This window comes from Halovulum dunhuangense, assembly GCF_013093415.1.
Classification (GTDB): Bacteria; Pseudomonadota; Alphaproteobacteria; order Rhodobacterales; family Rhodobacteraceae; genus Halovulum; species Halovulum dunhuangense.
Genome location: NZ_JABFBC010000001.1, coordinates 235,847 through 253,155 on the forward strand (window position 1 = coordinate 235,847; position 17,309 = coordinate 253,155).

18 protein-coding genes are annotated in these 17,309 nt (G+C 66.8%); 14 read left to right on the plus strand and 4 right to left on the minus strand.

All coding sequences use genetic code 11. The annotated features are described in order from the left end of the window. Positions 1–24 precede the first annotated feature (24 nt). Positions 25–579, minus strand: coding sequence for an ActR/PrrA/RegA family redox response regulator transcription factor (locus tag HMH01_RS01120; protein WP_171321659.1), 555 nt, complete (start codon positions 577–579; stop codon positions 25–27). Between the two features lie 57 nt (positions 580–636). After that, positions 637–951, minus strand: a complete 315-nt coding sequence (locus HMH01_RS01125) for an HNH endonuclease family protein (protein WP_171321661.1) — start codon at positions 949–951, stop codon at positions 637–639. 21 nt (positions 952–972) lie between these two features. Between HMH01_RS01125 and HMH01_RS01130 the strand changes: the two genes are divergently transcribed. The 3 genes from HMH01_RS01130 to HMH01_RS01140 all read left to right on the plus strand — a co-directional run bounded on the left by HMH01_RS01130 (position 973) and on the right by HMH01_RS01140 (position 4,743). Next, positions 973–2,202 carry a TIGR03862 family flavoprotein gene (locus HMH01_RS01130; RefSeq protein ID WP_171321663.1) on the plus strand — a complete coding sequence of 410 codons (1,230 nt, stop codon included), beginning with the start codon at positions 973–975 and terminating at the stop codon, positions 2,200–2,202. 30 nt (positions 2,203–2,232) lie between these two features. Then, positions 2,233–4,488, plus strand: a complete 2,256-nt coding sequence (locus HMH01_RS01135) for an NADP-dependent malic enzyme (RefSeq protein ID WP_171321665.1) — start codon at positions 2,233–2,235, stop codon at positions 4,486–4,488. Positions 4,489–4,557: 69 nt separating this feature from the next. Beyond that, positions 4,558–4,743: a hypothetical protein gene (locus HMH01_RS01140; protein ID WP_171321667.1), complete on the plus strand. Its 186-nt coding sequence runs from the start codon at positions 4,558–4,560 to the stop codon at positions 4,741–4,743. A 29-nt stretch (positions 4,744–4,772) separates the two neighbouring features. Here HMH01_RS01140 and rimK read toward each other — a convergent pair whose 3' ends face one another. Further along, entirely contained in the window at positions 4,773–5,678 is a 906-nt protein-coding gene (rimK, locus tag HMH01_RS01145; protein WP_171321669.1) for a 30S ribosomal protein S6--L-glutamate ligase, read from the minus strand. After that, entirely contained in the window at positions 5,675–6,088 is a 414-nt protein-coding gene (locus HMH01_RS01150) for an ATP-dependent zinc protease family protein (RefSeq protein ID WP_171321671.1), read from the minus strand. Before HMH01_RS01150 ends, rimK begins: the two co-directional genes overlap by 4 nt. A gap of 241 nt (positions 6,089–6,329) precedes the next feature. Between HMH01_RS01150 and rimP the strand changes: the two genes are divergently transcribed. From rimP to HMH01_RS01205, 11 genes are all read left to right on the plus strand, one after another. After that, the gene (gene rimP / locus HMH01_RS01155; protein ID WP_171321673.1) at positions 6,330–6,905 is read left to right on the plus strand and encodes a ribosome maturation factor RimP; all 576 of its coding nucleotides are present in this window, start codon (positions 6,330–6,332) and stop codon (positions 6,903–6,905) included. Continuing rightward, positions 6,902–8,533, plus strand: coding sequence for a transcription termination factor NusA (gene nusA / locus HMH01_RS01160; RefSeq protein ID WP_171321675.1), 1,632 nt, complete (start codon positions 6,902–6,904; stop codon positions 8,531–8,533). Before rimP ends, nusA begins: the two co-directional genes overlap by 4 nt. 7 nt (positions 8,534–8,540) lie before the next feature. Continuing rightward, positions 8,541–9,188 (plus strand): RNA-binding protein, encoded by a 648-nt coding sequence (locus HMH01_RS01165; protein WP_171321677.1) that lies wholly within the window; start codon positions 8,541–8,543, stop codon positions 9,186–9,188. An 8-nt stretch (positions 9,189–9,196) separates the two neighbouring features. Continuing rightward, on the plus strand, positions 9,197–11,713 hold the full coding sequence (gene infB / locus HMH01_RS01170) for a translation initiation factor IF-2 (RefSeq protein ID WP_171321679.1): 2,517 nt from the start codon (positions 9,197–9,199) through the stop codon (positions 11,711–11,713). A 126-nt stretch (positions 11,714–11,839) separates the two neighbouring features. After that, on the plus strand, positions 11,840–12,397 hold the full coding sequence (hslV, locus tag HMH01_RS01175) for an ATP-dependent protease subunit HslV (RefSeq protein ID WP_171321681.1): 558 nt from the start codon (positions 11,840–11,842) through the stop codon (positions 12,395–12,397). After that, the gene (locus HMH01_RS01180) at positions 12,390–12,914 is read left to right on the plus strand and encodes a GNAT family N-acetyltransferase (protein ID WP_171321683.1); all 525 of its coding nucleotides are present in this window, start codon (positions 12,390–12,392) and stop codon (positions 12,912–12,914) included. Before hslV ends, HMH01_RS01180 begins: the two co-directional genes overlap by 8 nt. Beyond that, the gene (gene hslU / locus HMH01_RS01185) at positions 12,911–14,221 is read left to right on the plus strand and encodes an ATP-dependent protease ATPase subunit HslU (protein WP_171321685.1); all 1,311 of its coding nucleotides are present in this window, start codon (positions 12,911–12,913) and stop codon (positions 14,219–14,221) included. The genes HMH01_RS01180 and hslU overlap by 4 nt, the downstream gene beginning before the upstream one ends. Before the next feature lie 114 nt (positions 14,222–14,335). Then, a complete protein-coding gene (locus tag HMH01_RS01190; RefSeq protein ID WP_171321687.1) occupies positions 14,336–15,805 on the plus strand; it encodes a DUF2125 domain-containing protein in 1,470 nt (489 codons plus the stop codon). A gap of 135 nt (positions 15,806–15,940) precedes the next feature. Continuing rightward, positions 15,941–16,234 carry a ribbon-helix-helix domain-containing protein gene (locus HMH01_RS01195; RefSeq protein ID WP_171321689.1) on the plus strand — a complete coding sequence of 98 codons (294 nt, stop codon included), beginning with the start codon at positions 15,941–15,943 and terminating at the stop codon, positions 16,232–16,234. A 93-nt stretch (positions 16,235–16,327) separates the two neighbouring features. Beyond that, positions 16,328–16,723, plus strand: a complete 396-nt coding sequence (locus HMH01_RS01200) for a VOC family protein (RefSeq protein WP_171321691.1) — start codon at positions 16,328–16,330, stop codon at positions 16,721–16,723. A gap of 53 nt (positions 16,724–16,776) precedes the next feature. Next, positions 16,777–17,301: a Twin-arginine translocation pathway signal gene (locus tag HMH01_RS01205; protein ID WP_171321693.1), complete on the plus strand. Its 525-nt coding sequence runs from the start codon at positions 16,777–16,779 to the stop codon at positions 17,299–17,301. The last annotated feature ends 8 nt before the right edge of the window (positions 17,302–17,309 follow it).

A 17,309-nucleotide genomic window follows, 5' to 3' on the forward strand; every position in this document is an offset into this window, starting at 1 on the left:
GGGATCACCCCGCCCTTTCCCTTTTCAGCGCGGCGAACGCTTGGCCAGGATGCGTTGCAGCGTCCGGCGGTGCATGTTCAGCCGCCGCGCGGTTTCCGACACGTTGCGGTCGCACAACTCGAACACGCGCTGGATATGCTCCCACCGCACGCGATCCGCGGACATCGGGTTCTCGGGCGGCGGCGGCTTGTCGTCGGTCCGCGACAGAAGCGCGTTGGTGATGTCGTTGGCATCCGCGGGCTTCGACATGTAGTCCGTTGCGCCGATCTTGACCGCGGCGACCGCCGTGGCGATGGCCCCATAGCCGGTCAGCACCACGATCCGGCTGTCGGGGCGCTTCTCGCGCAGGGCCTCGACCACGTCGAGCCCGTTGCCATCCTCGAGCCGCAGGTCGATCACGGCATAGGCGGGGGGCTTCGTCGCCGCGACCGCCTTGCCCTCGGCCACGGTCAGCACGGCCGTCGGCTCGAAGCCGCGCTTTTCCATCGCCCGCGCCAGCCGGCGCAGGAAGGGCTCGTCATCATCGACAAGCAGCAGCGAGCGGTCCTCTCCCAGATCGTCGATCGCGTCTTCGGCCATTGCCTGTTTCCCCTCATGTTTGTGGATAAGTAGACCGCGCCTCACCCCGGGTAAAGTCTAACCGCGCTTGCGCCTTGGTCCGGCGGTCGGGACATGGAACGCCGGGTCCTTGCCCGCCAGCCAGTCGACCAGTTTCGCCAGCCGCGGATGCGCACGCAGCGCCTCGGGCGTGTTGTAGCTGCGGGCGAGTTCCGTCTCGGTCAGGGCGGCGTGGATCTCGTTGTGGCAGATCTGGTGCAAGAGCACCGTCGGCCCGCCCTTCCCACCCCGCAACTTCGGCACAAGGTGATGCCGGCTCTGCCGCGCATGGGGCGGCACCGGGCGCTGGCAAAGCGCACAGATGGGATCACTGGCGGGCTGGTCTTCGATCATGGGGCTGATATTAGCCGGATCATGGAAAATGCCACGGATATCGACGTTCTCGTGATCGGCGGCGGCCCGGCGGGCCTCGCGGCGGCCGAGGCGGCGGCGCGGGCGGGCGCGCGGGTGCTGGTGGCCGAGCAGAAGCCGAGCCTGGGCCGCAAGTTCCTGATGGCGGGAAAGTCGGGGCTGAACCTGACCAAACACGAGCCGGCCGCGGCGTTCCGGGCGCGGATCATGCGCAGCGGCCCCACGCTCGAGTCGGCGCTGGCGTCCTTCGGCCCGGCCGAGGCGATGGCCTGGGCCGAGGGGCTGGGGCAGCGCGTCTTCACCGGATCGTCCGGCCGGGTGTTTCCCGTCGCGATGAAGGCGTCGCCGCTGCTGCGGGCATGGCTGGCCCGGCTGTCGGACCTGGGCGTCAGCCTCCGCACCCGCTGGCGGTGGCTGGGGTTCGGCCCCGATGGCACGCAGCTTTTCACCACGCCGCAGGGGGACGTGACGCTGCGCCCGGGTGCCACCGTCCTTGCTTTGGGTGGGGCAAGCTGGGCGCGGCTCGGCTCGGACGGGGCCTGGGCGCAAAAGATCAAGGGGATCGCCCCCCTGGCCCCCTTCGCGCCGTCGAACATGGGGTTCGAGGTGGCTTGGTCCCCGCACATGCCGCGCTGGTTCGGCGCGCCGGTCAAGCCCGTGCGCCTGTCCGTGGGCGACGCGTGGGTGACCGGGGAATTCGTGATCTCGGAAAAGGGGATCGAGGGCAGCGCCGTCTACGCCCTGTCGGCCGCGCTGCGGGACGCCATGCGCCCCGACGGCGTGGTGCTGACCGTCGATCTTGCCCCCGACCTGTCCGAGCATCGGCTTGCCGAACGGCTGGCGGCGCGCCCCCCGAAGGAAAGCCTTGCGAACCGCCTGCGCAAGGGCTGCGGCATCGAGGGCGTGAAGGCCGCCCTGCTGCGCGAGGCAGGCCCCCTCCCCACTGACCCCACAAAACTCGCCGCCCGGATCAAGGCGCTGCCCCTGCACCTGGCGGCGCCACGCCCGATGGACGAGGCGATCTCGACCGCCGGCGGGCTGATGCTTTCCGCGCTGGACGACAGCCTCATGCTGCGGGACATGCCGGGCCTTTTCTGCGCCGGAGAGATGCTGGACTGGGACGCGCCCACCGGCGGCTACCTGATCACCACGTGCCTTGCCACCGGCTTCCGGGCCGGATCGGCCGCCGCCCGCCACGCCGCCAAGGTTGATGCCGCCGAATCGAAGCTGTAACGATTTCGCCGCGGTGGGGAGGCCGCCAACATGAGCAATACCAAGATCACGCGCGAGGACGCACTCGCCTTTCACCTCGAACCGATGCCGGGGAAACTGGGGATCGCTGCGACAGTGCCGATGGCCACGCAGAGGGACCTTAGCCTTGCCTACAGCCCGGGCGTGGCGGTGCCGGTCGAGGAAATCGCGAAGAACCCGGCGCTTGCCTTCGACTACACCACCAAGGGCAACATGGTGGCCGTGATCTCGAACGGGACGGCGATCCTGGGTCTGGGCAATCTCGGCGCGCTGGCCTCCAAGCCGGTGATGGAGGGCAAGGCGGTGCTGTTCAAGCGCTTCGCCGACATCAACGCCATCGACATCGAACTCGATACCGAGGATCCGGACGAATTCATCCGCGCGGTCCGGCTGATGGGCCCCAGCTTCGGCGGCATCAACCTCGAGGATATCAAGGCCCCCGAATGTTTCATCATCGAGCAGACGCTCAAGGAACAGATGGACATTCCCGTCTTTCACGACGACCAGCACGGCACCGCGGTGATCTGCGCCGCGGGCCTGATCAACGCGCTGGAAATGACCGGCAAGCGGATCGAGGACGTGAAGATCGTGCTGAACGGCGCGGGCGCCGCCGGGATCGCCTGTCTCGAACTGCTGAAGTCGATGGGCGCGCGGCATGAGAACTGCATCATGTGCGACACCAAGGGCGTGATCTGGCAGGGCCGCACCGAAGGCATGAACCAGTGGAAGTCGGCCCACGCGGTCAAGACCGACCTGCGCACGCTGGAAGAGGCGATGCAGGACGCGGACGTGTTCCTGGGCGTATCGGCCAAGGGGGCGGTCACGGCGAAGATGGTGGCGTCGATGGCGCCGAACCCGGTGATCTTCGCGATGGCGAACCCGGACCCGGAAATCACCCCCGAAGAGGCGCGCGCCGTGCGCGACGACGTGATCATCGCGACCGGGCGCTCGGACTATCCCAACCAGGTGAACAACGTCCTGGGTTTCCCCTATCTCTTCCGTGGCGCGCTTGACGTTCATGCCCGCGCGATCAACGACGAGATGAAGATCGCCTGCGCCGAGGCGCTTGCCCGGCTTGCGCGCGAGGATGTGCCGGACGAGGTGGCGATGGCCTATGGCCGCAAGCTGACCTTTGGCCCGGACTACATCATTCCCACCCCCTTCGATCCGCGGCTGATCCATGTCGTCCCGCCCGCGGTCGCAAAGGCCGGGATGGCCACCGGCGTCGCGCGGCGCCCGATCATCGACATGGACGCCTATGTGCAGGACCTGAAGGAGCGGCTGGACCCGACTGCCGCCATCCTGCAGGCGCTTTACGCCCGCGCCCGTCGCGAGCAGGCGCGCATCGTGTTCGCCGAGGGCGACGACGAGCGCGTGGTGCGCGCCGCGGTCGCCTTCCGCCGGGCGGGGCTGGGCGAGTCGGTGGTCGTCGGCCGCCCCGAGCAGGTGCAGGGCTTTCTCAACGCCGCCGGCATGCCCGAGGCGATGCAGGAAATCGAGGTGGTCAACGCCGCCACGATCCCGAACCTTCAGGACTACACCGACACGCTCTACGAGCGGCTTCAGCGCAGGGGCTTCGACGAGCGGGACTGCCACCGGCTGGCGGCCCGCGATCGGCATGTCTTTTCCGCGCTGATGCTGCGGCACGGACAGGCCGACGGCATGGTGACAGGCGCCACGCGCAAATCGGCGCATGTGCTCTCGCTCATCAACCATGTCTTCGATGCCGGGCCGGGCGATGGCGCGGTGGGGATCAGCGCGGTGCTGTTCGGCGGCCGGCTTGTCCTGATGGCGGACACGCTGGTGCATGAATGGCCCGAGGCGGGCGACCTGGCCGACATCGCGGAACGGGCGGCCATGGTGGCGCGCAGCCTGGGGCTGGAGCCGCGGGTCGCCTTCACCAGCTTCTCGAATTTCGGCTACCCGGTGTCCGAGCGCGCCGGCAAGATGGCCGAGGCGAACCGCATCCTGGAAGCCCGCGGCGTCGATTTCGAGCATGACGGCGAGATGACGGTGGACGTGGCGCTGAACAGCGACGTGATGGCGCAATACCCCTTCTGCCGGCTGTCGGGCCCGGCCAACATCCTCGTCGTGCCGGCGCGGCACTCGGCATCGATCTCGATCAAGCTGATGCAGGAACTGGGCGGCGCCACGGTGATCGGCCCGATCCTGTCGGGGATCGACCAGCCGGTAAAGCTGTGCTCGGTCACCTCGACGGTGAACGACATCCTGAACATGGCGGTGCTGGCCGCCGCACGGGTCGGATAAGCGCGGGAATCATGCTATGGTCCGGTCCCGGCGATCCTGCCGGGACAGTGACAGACAGGAGGACTTGCGATGAACCCGATCGAAACGCGGAAGATCCGCAAATCCGAAGATGGCGCGCACATCGCCCCGATGTTCCGCCATGTGAGCGGCGCGCCCGGAAAAGAGGATCGCGCCCGGCTGTACCGTCGGCTCAAGCGCCAGACGCATGCCATACGCTTTTCAGACATGAAGCTGCGCACCCCGCGGGTGCGCTGAGCGACCCGGGGCCGGCCACGCGCCGGCCCCTATCCCTTGCCCTTTGTCCGGGTGCGGTTCGGCTTCGCCTCCTTCTCCAGATGGGCGACGATCAGGCTGGCCACATCGATTCCGGTAGCCTTTTCAAGCCCCTCGATCCCCGGCGAGGAATTGACCTCCATCACGGCGGGCCCCTCGGCTGCGCGCAGCATGTCCACGCCGCAGACGTTCAGGCCCATCGCCTTGGCCGCCTTGATCGCGGTGGCGCGTTCCTTCGGCGTGATCCGCACCAGTTCCGCACTACCCCCCTGGTGCAGGTTGGACCGGAAATCCCCCTCGGCCCCGCGCCGCTTCATCGAGGCGACGACACGATCCCCGATGACAAGGCAGCGGATATCCTCGCCATTCGCCTCCTTGACGAAGCTCTGCACGATGAACTGCGCGTTCAGGGCCGAAAAGGCCTGGATGATGCTCTCGGCCGCCTTGCGCGTCTCGCCCAGCACGACGCCCTTGCCCTGCGTGCCCTCGAGCAGCTTGATGATCGCGGGCGCGCCGCCCATCAGTTCCAGCAGGTAGCCCGGGTCCGAGGAGCGGTGCGCGAACACCGTCGCGGGCATGCCGACCTGCTTGCGCGACAGAAGCTGCATCGAGCGCAGCTTGTCCCGCGAACGCGAGATGGCGACGCTTTCGTTCAGTGCATAGACGCCCATCATCTCGAACTGGCGCAGCACGGCGGTCCCGAAGAATGTGGCCGAGGCGCCGATCCGCGGGATCACCGCGTCGAAGCCCTCCAGCCGCTCGCCCTCGTAATGCAGTGCCGGGCGGGCCGAGGCGATGTCGATGTAACAGCGCATGTGATTGATGACGCGGATCTCGTGGCCGCGCGCTTCGGCCGCCTCGATCAGGCGTCGATGGGAATAAAGGCCGGAGTTCCGGCACATGAGCGCGATCTTCATCGCTTGATCTTCCTTCCCAGCATCCAGGAGCGCGAGGGATCGATCAGCACCCGCCCCGACAGCGCCGCGCGGCCCACCAGCATGCCGTATTTCATTCGTGTCCGGTCCGTCAGCGTCACTTCAGCCGGCCAGCCGAGCGGCCCCAGAACCAGGTCGAGACGGATCACCGGCCGATCCTCTGCCTTTCCGTTCGAGCTGCGCACGGTGCGGGTCGCCAGCACCGGAAAGCGATGCTCCGGCTCGTCCTTGCGGTCGGACAGGCGGAACACTGCCGTGCCATCCTCGACCCTCAGGCCGTGGGCGTGCAACGCCGAGGTCTGCGCCCCGGTGTCGATCTTGGCGCGAAACGTGGCGTCAAGCGCCGGCAGCCGCACGAGTTCGCGCCAGCCGATCAGCAACCTTTCGGTCATGGCGGTCCCTTTCCAGCGCCTGATTCCGTCCCGCTTCATATACCACCGCCGAGCCTGCGTAAGGGGGCACCCGACGGCAACCGGAATGGCGCCGGAGTTCCCGCTTGCAAATGGGCGCGCATGCGCCTATATCGCCCAGCAATAGCGGCGTGTCTGGCACGGTACAGGCACCCACCGGAGAAATTCGCGACGGGCCGCTGGCCCGTTTTTTTGTTTCTGGCCCGATGGGGCCGAGGACCGCATGACAGACCTGATCGCCAAGTCCACGATGGACCGCCGCCTTGCCTCGATCGTCTCGCCCACGATCGAGTCCATGGGCTACGAGCTGGTGCGCCTGCGCTTCATGGGCGGGCGGCGGCCGATCCTGCAGATCATGGCGGATACCCCCGAAAACACCATCGAAGTGGACGACTGCGCAAAGATCAGCCGCGCCGTGTCGGCATTGCTGGACGTGGAGGACCCGATCGAGGGAGAATACAGCCTCGAGGTGTCTTCGCCGGGAATCGACCGCCCACTGACCCGGTTGAAGGATTTCGAGACCTATGCGGGGCACGACGTCAAGCTGACCACGGCAGAGCTCATCTCGGGCCGCAAGAACTTCCGGGGTATCCTGCGCGGCGTGGAAGAAAACGAAGTGCTGGTCGATATCGAGGAGGGTACCATCGGCCTGCCCTTCGACTGGCTGACCGACGCCAAGCTGGTGCTGACGGATGCGCTGATCGCGGAAAGCCTGAAGGCCAAGAAGGATGCCGGCTTCGACCCCGCGCAGTTCGACGAGATAGACGAGACAGAAGACAGCGAAGAGGACGAGAAATGAGCGTGACATCCGCCAACCGGCTGGAGCTTCTCCAGATCGCCGACGCCGTCGCCCGCGAAAAGCTTATCGACCCGTCCCTCGTCATCGAGGCGATGGAGGAGAGCCTCGCCAAGGCGGCCCGCTCGCGCTACGGGGCCGAATACGACATCCGGGCCAAGATCCACCCCAAGACCGGCGATCTGACCATGACCCGTGTCCGCACCGTCGTCGAGGAAGTGGAGAACACCTTCACCGAGATGTCGGTCGAGGATGCCAGGGCGTATCTGGACGACCCGCAGCCGGGCGACGAGATCGTGGACCAGCTGCCGCCGCTGGAGATGGGGCGCATCGCCGCCCAGTCCGCCAAGCAGGTCATCATGCAGAAGGTCCGCGAGGCCGAGCGCGACCGCCAGTACGAAGAGTTCAAGGACCGCGTCGGCACGATCATCAACGGCCTGGTCAAGCGGGTGGAATACGGCAACGTCATCGTCGATGTGGGCCGGGGCGAGGCGATCCTGCGCCGCGACCAGCTGATCAACCGCGAAAGCTATCGCCCCGGCGACCGGATCCGCGCCTATGTGCGCGATGTCCGTCGCGAGGTACGCGGCCCGCAGATCTTCCTTTCCCGCACCGCGCCCGAATTCATGGCCGAGCTGTTCAAGATGGAAGTGCCCGAGATCTACGACGGCATCATCGAGATCAAGGCCGTGGCCCGCGACCCCGGTTCGCGCGCGAAGATCGGCGTCATCTCGTATGACAGCTCGATCGACCCGGTGGGTGCCTGCGTCGGCATGCGCGGCAGCCGCGTGCAGGCGGTGGTGAACGAGCTTCAGGGCGAGAAGATCGACATCATTCCGTGGAACGAGGACGCGCCGACCTTCCTGGTGAACGCGCTCCAGCCGGCCGAGGTGTCGAAGGTCGTCTTCGACGAGGATGCAGAGCGGATCGAGGTCGTCGTTCCCGAGGATCAGCTGTCGCTGGCCATCGGCCGCCGCGGCCAGAACGTGCGCCTCGCCAGCCAGCTGACCGGCTTCGACATCGACATCATGACCGACGCCGAGGAGAGCGAGCGCCGCCAGCGCGAGTTCGCCGAGCGCAGCACCCTGTTCATGGAAACGATGAACGTGGACGAGATGGTCGCCCAGCTTCTGGTCTCCGAAGGGTTCGAGTCGCTGGAAGAAGTCGCCTATGTCGATATCGACGAACTCATGACCATCGAGGGCTTCGACGAGGCGACGGCCGAGGAACTTCAGGCCCGCGCCCGCGAAAGCCTGGAAGAGATCAACCAGAAGGCCATCGAACGCGCCAAATCGCTGGGCGTCCAGCAGGACCTGTTTGACTACGAGGGCCTGACCCCCCAGATGATAGAGAAACTTGCGGAGGATGGTATCCTGACGCTCGAGGAGTTCGCGCGCTGCGCCGACTGGGAGCTGGCGGGCGGATACACCACCGTCGACGGCAAGCGCGTCAAGGACGAGGGCCTGCTGGAACAGTTCGACGTGAGCCTTGAAGAGGCACAGCAGCTTGTCATGGGCGCACGGCTTCAGCTTGGCTGGGTCTCGGAGGAGCAGCTCGGTTCGGACGACGAGGACGAAGGCGAGGAAGAGGTCACCGACGAGGAGACCGCGGACGACGAGGATCGGACCTGAGGCGGAGGTGAGCCGGGGAGGCCGGAAAATCGAGCGTGACGCGCCCGAGCGGCGCTGCATCGCGACCGGCGAGACCGGACCCAAGGCCGGGCTTGTCCGCTTCGTGGTGGGGCCGGACGACAGCGTCGTTCCGGACCTTGCCGAAAAGCTGCCGGGCCGGGGGATCTGGGTGTCGGCCGACAGGGCGGCGCTTGAGAAGGCGGCAAGGAAGGGCCTGTTCTCGCGCGCGGCACGCCGCGCCGTGACGGCGGCGCCGGACCTTGCCGACCGGGTCGAGGCGTTGCTGGCCGCACGGGTGGTCGAGCTTCTGTCCCTGGCCCGAAAGGCCGGGCTGGCGCTGTCGGGGCTGGAAAAGGTCCGGGAGGCGCTGGTTTCCGGAGAGGCCTGCTGCCTGCTTCAGGCCTCGGACGGTTCTGCCCGCGAAAAGGCGCGTCTGCGCCCGCCGGCAGGGGAAAACACCTATTTTGCCGAATTGAGCGCGGCGGAAATGGGTTTGGCATTCGGGCGCGATCGTGTGATACATGCCGCGCTGATTTCCGGTGGACTCGCGGAGCGGGTCCGGTATGAGTCGGCCCGCCTTGCCGGGCTGAGACGAGATCAGGGCCAGCAGGACGCCGGCCAGGACGTTCCGGGGACGGCCCCGGTGGAAAGGTAATACGACGCATGAGCGATACGAAAGACACGACCGACAAGGGCAAGACCCTGGGGCTGCGGGGCGGCGGAACCGAGACATCTCATGTCCGGCAGAGCTTCTCGCACGGCCGGACGAAGTCGGTAACGGTTGAGCGGAAGCGCAAGCGTGTCGTGGTCCCCAAGAAGCCCGGCGCAGCCGGGTCTGCCGGCGGTGCCGCGGGTGGCCGGAACCTGTCGGACAGCGAGCTTGAGCGGCGCATGAAGGCGGTCCAGGCCGCCAAGGCCGTCGAGGCCGAGCGGTCCGAGCGGATGCGCGCCGAGGAAAAGGCGCACGAAGAGGAAATGGCGCGCCTGCGCGCCGAGAAGGAAGCCGCCGAGCGCGAGGAGCGCGAGCGCGAGATCGCCCGCCAGCGCAAGGAAGCCGAGGAAGCCGAGCGCGCGCAGGCGGAACAGGCCGAGAAGGCCCGATCCGCAGAGCGCCCGAAGGCCGCGGCAAAGGCCAAGACCGAGGCGATCGACCCCGCCACCGCGCAGGCCGCCGCAGCGCGGCTGGAGGCTGGCAAGACGATCACGCCCGCAGGCGCGAAGACGAAGGCGCCCGAGCGCACCGACGACGATCGCCGTGGCAAGGCCGGCAAGGCCGGCGACGACCGCCGCCGTTCGGGCAAGCTGACCATCAGCCAGGCCACCGGCGAGGATGGCCGGCAGCGGTCGGTCGCCGCGATGCGCCGCCGCCAGGAGCGCGAGAAGCGCAAGATGATGGGCTCGAACGAGCCGCGCGAAAAGGTCGTGCGCGAGGTCAGGGTGCCCGAGGCGATCATCGTCTCGGAACTGGCGAACCGCATGGCCGAACGTGTGGCCGCCGTGGTCAAGGCGCTGATGCAGATGGGCATCATGGCGACCCAGAACCAGACCATCGACGCCGACACCGCCGAGTTGATCGTCGAGGAATTCGGCCACAAGTCGGTCCGCGTGTCCGATGCCGACGTGGAGGACGTGATCGAGACCGCCAAGGATTCCGCCGAGGACATGAAGCCGCGCGCGCCGATCATCACGATCATGGGCCATGTGGACCACGGCAAGACGTCGCTTCTGGACGCGATCCGCAAGACCAACGTCGTCTCGGGAGAGGCGGGCGGGATCACCCAGCATATCGGCGCCTATCAGATCACCACCGACAGCGGCGCAAAGCTGACCTTCCTGGATACGCCGGGCCATGCGGCGTTTACCTCGATGCGCGCGCGCGGCGCACAGGTGACGGATATCGTCATCCTGGTGGTCGCGGCCGACGACAGCGTGATGCCGCAGACCATCGAGGCGATCAACCACGCCAAGGCGGCGGGCGTCCCGATGATCGTGGCGATCAACAAGATCGACAAGCCCGGCGCCGATTCGAACCGCGTGCGGACGGCGCTGCTGCAGCACGAGGTCGTGGTCGAAGCGATGGGCGGCGACGTGCTCGACGTGGAAGTCTCTGCGCTGACCGGCAAGGGGCTCGACACGCTGCTCGAGAACATCGCGCTTCAGGCCGAAGTCCTGGAGCTGAAGGCGAACCCGGACCGGCCCGCCGAAGGCGCCGTGATCGAGGCGCAGCTCGACGTGGGCCGCGGCCCCGTCGCGACGGTGCTGGTGCAGAAGGGCACGCTGAAGCGCGGCGACATCTTCGTCGTGGGCGAGCAGTGGGGCAAGGTGCGGGCGCTGATCAACGACCAGGGCGCGCGCGTGGACGAGGCCGGACCGTCGGTCCCGGTCGAGGTGCTGGGCCTGAACGGTACGCCCGAAGCGGGCGACGTGCTGAACGTGGTCCCCGACGAGGGCCGCGCCCGCGAGATCGCCGACTACCGTGCCCAGCTTGCCAAGGACAAGCGCGCGGCGGCCGGCGCCGCCACCACGCTCGACCAGCTTCTGGCCAAGAAGAAGGCCGACGAGAATGTGGTCGAGCTGCCGATCCTGGTGAAGGCCGACGTGCAGGGTTCTGCCGAGGCGATCGTCCAGGCGATGGAAAAGGTCGGCAACGACGAGGTGCGCGTGCGCGTGCTGCATTCGGGCGTCGGCGCCATCACCGAAAGCGACGTGACCCTGGCCGAGGCGTCCAAGGCGCCGATCATCGGCTTCAACGTGCGCGCCAATGCGCCGGCACGCGAATCCGCGAACCAGAAGGGCGTGGAGATCCGCTACTACTCGATCATCTACGACCTGGTGGATGACGTGAAGGCGGCTGCCTCGGGCCTGCTGTCGAACGAGATCCGCGAGAAGTTCATCGGCTATGCCGAGATCCGGCAGGTCTTCAAGGTGTCCGGCGTCGGCAAGGTCGCCGGCTGCGTGGTCACCGAGGGCGTCGCCCGCCGCTCGGCCGGCGTGCGCCTGCTGCGCGACAACGTGGTGATCCATCAGGGCAAGCTGAAAACGCTCAAGCGCTTCAAGGACGAGGTCAAGGAAGTTCAGGGCGGCCAGGAATGCGGCATGGCCTTCGAGAACTACGAGGACATCCGCGAGGGCGACGTGATCGAGATCTTCGAGACCGAGGAAATCGTGCGCACGCTCTGATTTCGGACAGATCCGAGACCCCGGAAGCCGGCGCCGCAAGCGCCGGCTTTCCTGCATCCGGGGGCCTGGGGTCTGGCACAGCCCGGACCGGCTGCATATATCGGGGCGGAACCGAAAGGATATGGCATGAGCGAGACGAAGTTCCCCGGCTGGCACGGCACCACGATCGTCGCCGTGCGCAAGGGCGGCAAGGTCGCGGTGGCGGGTGACGGGCAGGTCAGCCTGGGCCAGACCGTGATCAAGGGCTCTGCGCGCAAGGTGCGGCGCATCTCTCCGGGCGGGCGCGACGTCGTCTGCGGTTTCGCCGGATCCACCGCCGACGCCTTCACCCTGCTGGAACGGCTGGAGAAGAAGCTCGAGGCAAGTCCCGGCCAGTTGCAGCGCGCGGCGGTGGAGCTTGCCAAGGACTGGCGCACCGACAAGTTCCTGCGCAACCTGGAAGCCATGCTGATCGTGACCGACGGTAGCGACCTGTTCGTGATCACCGGCGCGGGCGACGTGCTGGAACCCGAGCATGACGTGACCGCCATCGGATCCGGCGGCAATTACGCGCTGGCGGCCGCCCGTGCGCTGGAGGACAGCGAACACGACGCCGAGGAAATCGCCCGCCGCGCCCTGCGCATCGCCGCCGAGATCTGCGTCTACACCAACGGCAACATGACCGTGGAAGTCATCGGTGCCTGACATCCGTTTCCGGCCGGTCACGGCCACGGACCTGCCGCTGCTTGCGGAGTGGATGGCCGCGCCGCACTGGCGCGAATGGTGGGGCGAGCCCGAAACGGAACTGGGCTACATCCGTGACATGATCGAGGGGCGCGATACCACCCGGCCCTTCCTGTTCGATATCGACGGCGTGCCCACGGGCTATATCCAGGTGTGGCGACCCGCGGACAACCGCATAGAGCCGTGGCTGTCGGACGCGCCCTGGATCGCCTGGCTGCCCGACGACGCCGTCGGCGTGGACCTGTCCATCGGCCCCGCGGAAAGCCTTTCCCGCGGCATAGGCAGCGCAGTGCTGCGCGCCTTCGTCGCCCGACTGCGCGCGGAAGGGCACCGTTTCATCGTGATCGACCCCGACCCGACCAACACCCGCGCCCTGCGCGCCTACGAGAAGGCAGGGTTTCGCCCGATCCCCGAATACCTGGGACGCACGGGCGACTGCCTTCTGATGCAGCATCACCCGGAGGACATGACCCCATGACCGACCTGACCCCCCGCGAGATCGTATCCGAGCTGGACCGTTTCATCATCGGCCAGGCCGAAGCCAAGCGCGCCGTGGCCGTGGCGCTGCGCAACCGCTGGCGGCGGCGGCAACTGGGCCCGGAACTGCGCGACGAGGTGTACCCGAAGAACATCCTGATGATCGGCCCCACCGGCGTCGGCAAGACCGAGATCAGCCGGCGGCTGGCGAAGCTTGCGCGCGCACCCTTTCTCAAGGTCGAGGCGACCAAGTTCACGGAAGTCGGCTATGTCGGCCGCGACGTGGAACAGATCGTCCGCGACCTGGCTGACAGCGCGGTCGCCATGGTGCGCGAGCACATGCGCGAAGAGATGAAGACCCGCGCCCACGCCGCCGCCGAGGAACGCGTGATCGAGGCGCTGGCCGGCAAGGATGCGCGCGAGCAGACCCGCGACATGTTCCGCAAGAAGCTGCGCGAGGGGCTGCTGGACGACAAGGAGATCGAGGTAGAGCTGGCCGAGACAGGCGGCAATCCCTTCCCGATGATGGAAATCCCGGGCCAGCCCGGCGGCGGCATGGGGATGATGAACCTGTCCGAGATCTTCGGGAAAGCGTTCGGCGGGCGCACCACGCGGCGGCGGATGCGCGTTGCCGACAGCTACGAAGTGCTGATCGCCGAGGAAGCCGACAAGCTGGTGGACCAGGAGGCAGTGACCAAGGAGGCGCTTCGCGCGGTCGAGGAGGACGGGATCGTGTTCCTCGACGAGATCGACAAGGTATGTGCCCGCTCGGACGCGCGCGGCGCCGATGTCAGCCGCGAGGGGGTGCAGCGCGACCTGCTGCCGCTGATCGAGGGCACGACCGTGTCCACCAAGTACGGCCCGGTCAAGACCGACCATATCCTCTTCATCGCTTCGGGTGCCTTCCACATCGCCAAGCCGTCCGACCTGCTGCCGGAACTCCAGGGCCGGCTGCCGATCCGGGTGGAGCTTCGGGCGCTGACGGAAGAGGATTTCGTCCGCATCCTGACAGAGACGGACAACGCCCTGACCCGCCAGTACACCGCGCTGATGGCCACCGAGGAGGTGGCGGTCGAGTTCACCGAAGATGGCATCGCCGCGCTTGCCCGGATCGCCGCCGAGGTCAATACCAGCGTCGAGAATATCGGCGCGCGGCGGCTTTATACCGTGCTCGAACGCGTCTTCGAAGAGCTCAGCTTCACCGCGCCCGACCGCTCTGGCGACACGGTCGTGGTGGATGGTCCCTTCGTGGACCGGCATCTGGGCGCGCTGGCGAAATCCGTCGATCTGAGTCGGTACGTGCTGTAGGGTTCAGCCACAGCCCTTCGCGGTCGCGATGGGACATTATCCTGCCATGATGCTTTCACGTTTCGTGAATAGGCTCGTGCCGGTGATTATGGTGTATCTTTGAAAGCAAGAACGATGACGAAACTCCTTGGAACTACCGCCCTGTGTCTCGCCTTGCCGGGCCTTGTCCTCGCCCAGAGCGCGGCCGAGATCCAGAGCGCCGTCGAAGCCGGTATCGAAAGGCTGAACGCCGAGGGCGCGAATATCAGCGTCGGCGGGACCACGGTCGAGGGAGAAGCCGTTCTCCTTTCCGATGTGGTGATGTCGCCTGATGACGGCAGCCTTGTCCTGAGCGCGGATTTCCTTCGCTTTGCCCCGTCGTCGGACCAGCCCGGCCATGTGGTGGTGACGGTGCCGCCCACGGTGGAGATCACGGCTACGCCGAACGACGGCACCCCGCCGATGGATATGACCTTTGCCTCCGAAGGGCTGGCGCTGACGACCAACACCCTGCTCGGCCCCGTGGAGGAGGCAAGCGCCCGGCTCGAGGCGGACAGCATCACCCTGACCGGTGGCGATCCGTCCCATCCGGTGCTGAAGGCGATGAACTTCGCGCCCACCGGCATATCGGGCAGCCTGACATTCAACGAGACCAGCCGCGATGCGACCGGCGCGCTGTCGATAGAGACGATGGACCTGTCCTACCTGATCGGCAATCCCGAGTATGGCTCGACGGTCGAGACTTCCGTCCAGAGCGCGGCGCAGTCCATCGCCTTTGCCGGGACGGCACTTCCCGGGTCCGAGGCCGATTTCCAGACGTTCCTGCAGAATGGCGGGGCGATGTCGCTGATCGTCGAGGGTGGGGCATCGACCACGCGCTTCGCATCGAACGATCCGGAAATGCCGGTCACGATCGAGGGGTCGGGCGATGGCGGCGTGCTGGAGATGTCGCTCGTTGACGGGGCCTTCAGCTACCTGGCGAATTTCGAGAACGTGGTCTACGCGGTGACGCCCGACCCGATGATGGGGCTTCCGCCGGTCGATCTGAGCATGGCGGGTGGCGAGACGTCGCTTTCCATGCCGCTCGCGCCGTCCGAAGAGGCGCAGGAAGCCGCCATAGGCCTGTCGCTGCGCGAGCTTGAAATCGGCGAGAGCCTGTGGGCCATGATCGACCCCGGAACGACCATCCCACGGGATCCCGCGACGCTGGAACTGGCGCTCAGCGCCGCCGTGCGGCTGACCGAGCCACTTTCCTCCGCCGCCGAGGGCGGGAACCCGATGGAACTTGGCGAGATCGTGAACGCCAGCATCGACAGGCTGTTCCTGTCGCTGGGCGGCGCCACGCTCGAGGCGGGCGGGGCTGTCGTCATGGACAACACCGGGCCAGCCCCGGTTCCGAACGGCAGCATCGACGTGGCCGTTTCGGGGGCGCAGGGGCTGGCGGAAAGCCTGTCGGCGCTGGGTCTGGTCGATCCGATGCAGGTCGGGATGATGATGGGCATGCTGATGGCCATGGGCCAGCCGGGGGCAGAGCCGGACACCTACACCTCGACCATCGAATTCCGCGATGGCGGGGTCTTTGCTAACGGCCAGCCGCTTCAGTAACGGTTGCGCGAGACGTGGCATCAAAGGCCGGGGGCACTGCTTCCGGCCTTTCGTGTTTCTTTACACCGCGTGCAATTGGCTCATTATCGATCCGATGACCGCGAGCCAACCGCGGCCTTCGGGAGGAGAAAGATCATGTGCCATGTCTTCGCCGGACAGGCCCCACACCGATATGCGACCACGACACGACGTCTGCGGCTCAACGGCCAGAGCACGAGCATACGGCTGGAGAACTCGTTCTGGACGATCCTTGACCAGATTGCCGCCAGCGAGGGAACATCGACCCCCGCCTTCGTGTCGAAGCTGCATGCCGAGGTGCTGGAGCTTCGGGGGGAACCCACGAATTTCACATCGCTGCTGCGCTGCGCCTGCCTTGTCTTCCTGGAGCGTCAGATTCCCGAGGCAGAGAAGCTGATCGCCGCCGAATGAATCCACCCGGGTAGTAATCCCATACTACCCGCCTCTGTTCCGCACGGGTCTAATTGGTCAACTGATCAGACCGCAGCGGTAACGGAGGACAAGGTGGCAAAAACCATTCACAGCATGATCCGCGTGCTCGACGAGGCACGCTCTCTCGCATTCTACAGGCAGGCATTCGGGTTGGAGATCGCCGACAGGCTCGATTTCCCCGAGTTCACGCTTGTTTACCTGACCACCCCCGAAAGCCCGTTCGAGCTTGAGCTGACGATCAACAAGGGCCGCACCGAGCCCTATGATCTGGGCGACGGCTATGGGCACCTTGCCGTTTCCGTCGATGACCTGGACGCCGAACATGCCCGGCTGACCGAGGCTGGGCTTTCACCGCGCAAGATAGTCGAATTCGCCCCCGAGGGCGAACTGGTCGGGCGCTTCTTCTTCATCGCCGATCCCGACGGCTACCAGATCGAAGTCCTGCAGCGGGCGGGACGGTTCAAGTAACCGCGCGCCCCTGCCAACAAACAAGAAACAAGATCAACATGGAGGAAATCCCGATGAACCAAGCAGAAGCCAGGCAGGGGCTTACCCGCCGCCAGCTTCTGTCGCGCAGCGTCGCGGCAGGAGCTACCTTCGTCGTCGGATCCGGCTGGGTTGCCGGGTCCAGCGGCGCATGGGCCATGGAAGTCACCGCGCTCAAGCCCGAGACGATGGCGACCCTGATCCAGATGGCGCGCGACATCTATCCGCACGACCATGTCGCGGACGAGTACTATGCCGTGGCCGTGAAGGGCTATGACACCGCCGACGCAGCACCGGGCGTCGAGGCGGGCATCGCCGCGCTGGACGCCGCCGCCCAGGGCAAGGGCTTTGCCAGCTATCTCGATGCCGGCTGGGAACGGGACCGCGTCGACATCCTGCGCGGAATGGAAGCCAGTCCCTTCTTCCAGCAGATCCGCGGCGGTCTGGTGACAGGGCTCTACAACCAGAAGGCGGTCTGGCCGCTGTTCGGCTACGAGGGCGAAAGCTACTCGCTGGGCGGCTACATCGACCGCGGCTTCGACGACATCAACTGGCTCTGAGCCATAGG

Coding starts and splice junctions, on each gene's coding strand:
- HMH01_RS01120 (WP_171321659.1), bottom strand. CDS start 579: ATGGCCGAAGACGCGATCGACGATCTGGGAGAGGACCGCTCGCTGCTG.
- HMH01_RS01125 (WP_171321661.1), bottom strand. CDS start 951: ATGATCGAAGACCAGCCCGCCAGTGATCCCATCTGTGCGCTTTGCCAG.
- HMH01_RS01130 (WP_171321663.1), top strand. CDS start 973: ATGGAAAATGCCACGGATATCGACGTTCTCGTGATCGGCGGCGGCCCG.
- HMH01_RS01135 (WP_171321665.1), top strand. CDS start 2,233: ATGAGCAATACCAAGATCACGCGCGAGGACGCACTCGCCTTTCACCTC.
- HMH01_RS01140 (WP_171321667.1), top strand. CDS start 4,558: ATGAACCCGATCGAAACGCGGAAGATCCGCAAATCCGAAGATGGCGCG.
- rimK (WP_171321669.1), bottom strand. CDS start 5,678: ATGAAGATCGCGCTCATGTGCCGGAACTCCGGCCTTTATTCCCATCGA.
- HMH01_RS01150 (WP_171321671.1), bottom strand. CDS start 6,088: ATGACCGAAAGGTTGCTGATCGGCTGGCGCGAACTCGTGCGGCTGCCG.
- rimP (WP_171321673.1), top strand. CDS start 6,330: ATGACAGACCTGATCGCCAAGTCCACGATGGACCGCCGCCTTGCCTCG.
- nusA (WP_171321675.1), top strand. CDS start 6,902: ATGAGCGTGACATCCGCCAACCGGCTGGAGCTTCTCCAGATCGCCGAC.
- infB (WP_171321679.1), top strand. CDS start 9,197: ATGAGCGATACGAAAGACACGACCGACAAGGGCAAGACCCTGGGGCTG.
- hslV (WP_171321681.1), top strand. CDS start 11,840: ATGAGCGAGACGAAGTTCCCCGGCTGGCACGGCACCACGATCGTCGCC.
- hslU (WP_171321685.1), top strand. CDS start 12,911: ATGACCGACCTGACCCCCCGCGAGATCGTATCCGAGCTGGACCGTTTC.
- HMH01_RS01190 (WP_171321687.1), top strand. CDS start 14,336: ATGACGAAACTCCTTGGAACTACCGCCCTGTGTCTCGCCTTGCCGGGC.
- HMH01_RS01195 (WP_171321689.1), top strand. CDS start 15,941: ATGTGCCATGTCTTCGCCGGACAGGCCCCACACCGATATGCGACCACG.
- HMH01_RS01205 (WP_171321693.1), top strand. CDS start 16,777: ATGAACCAAGCAGAAGCCAGGCAGGGGCTTACCCGCCGCCAGCTTCTG.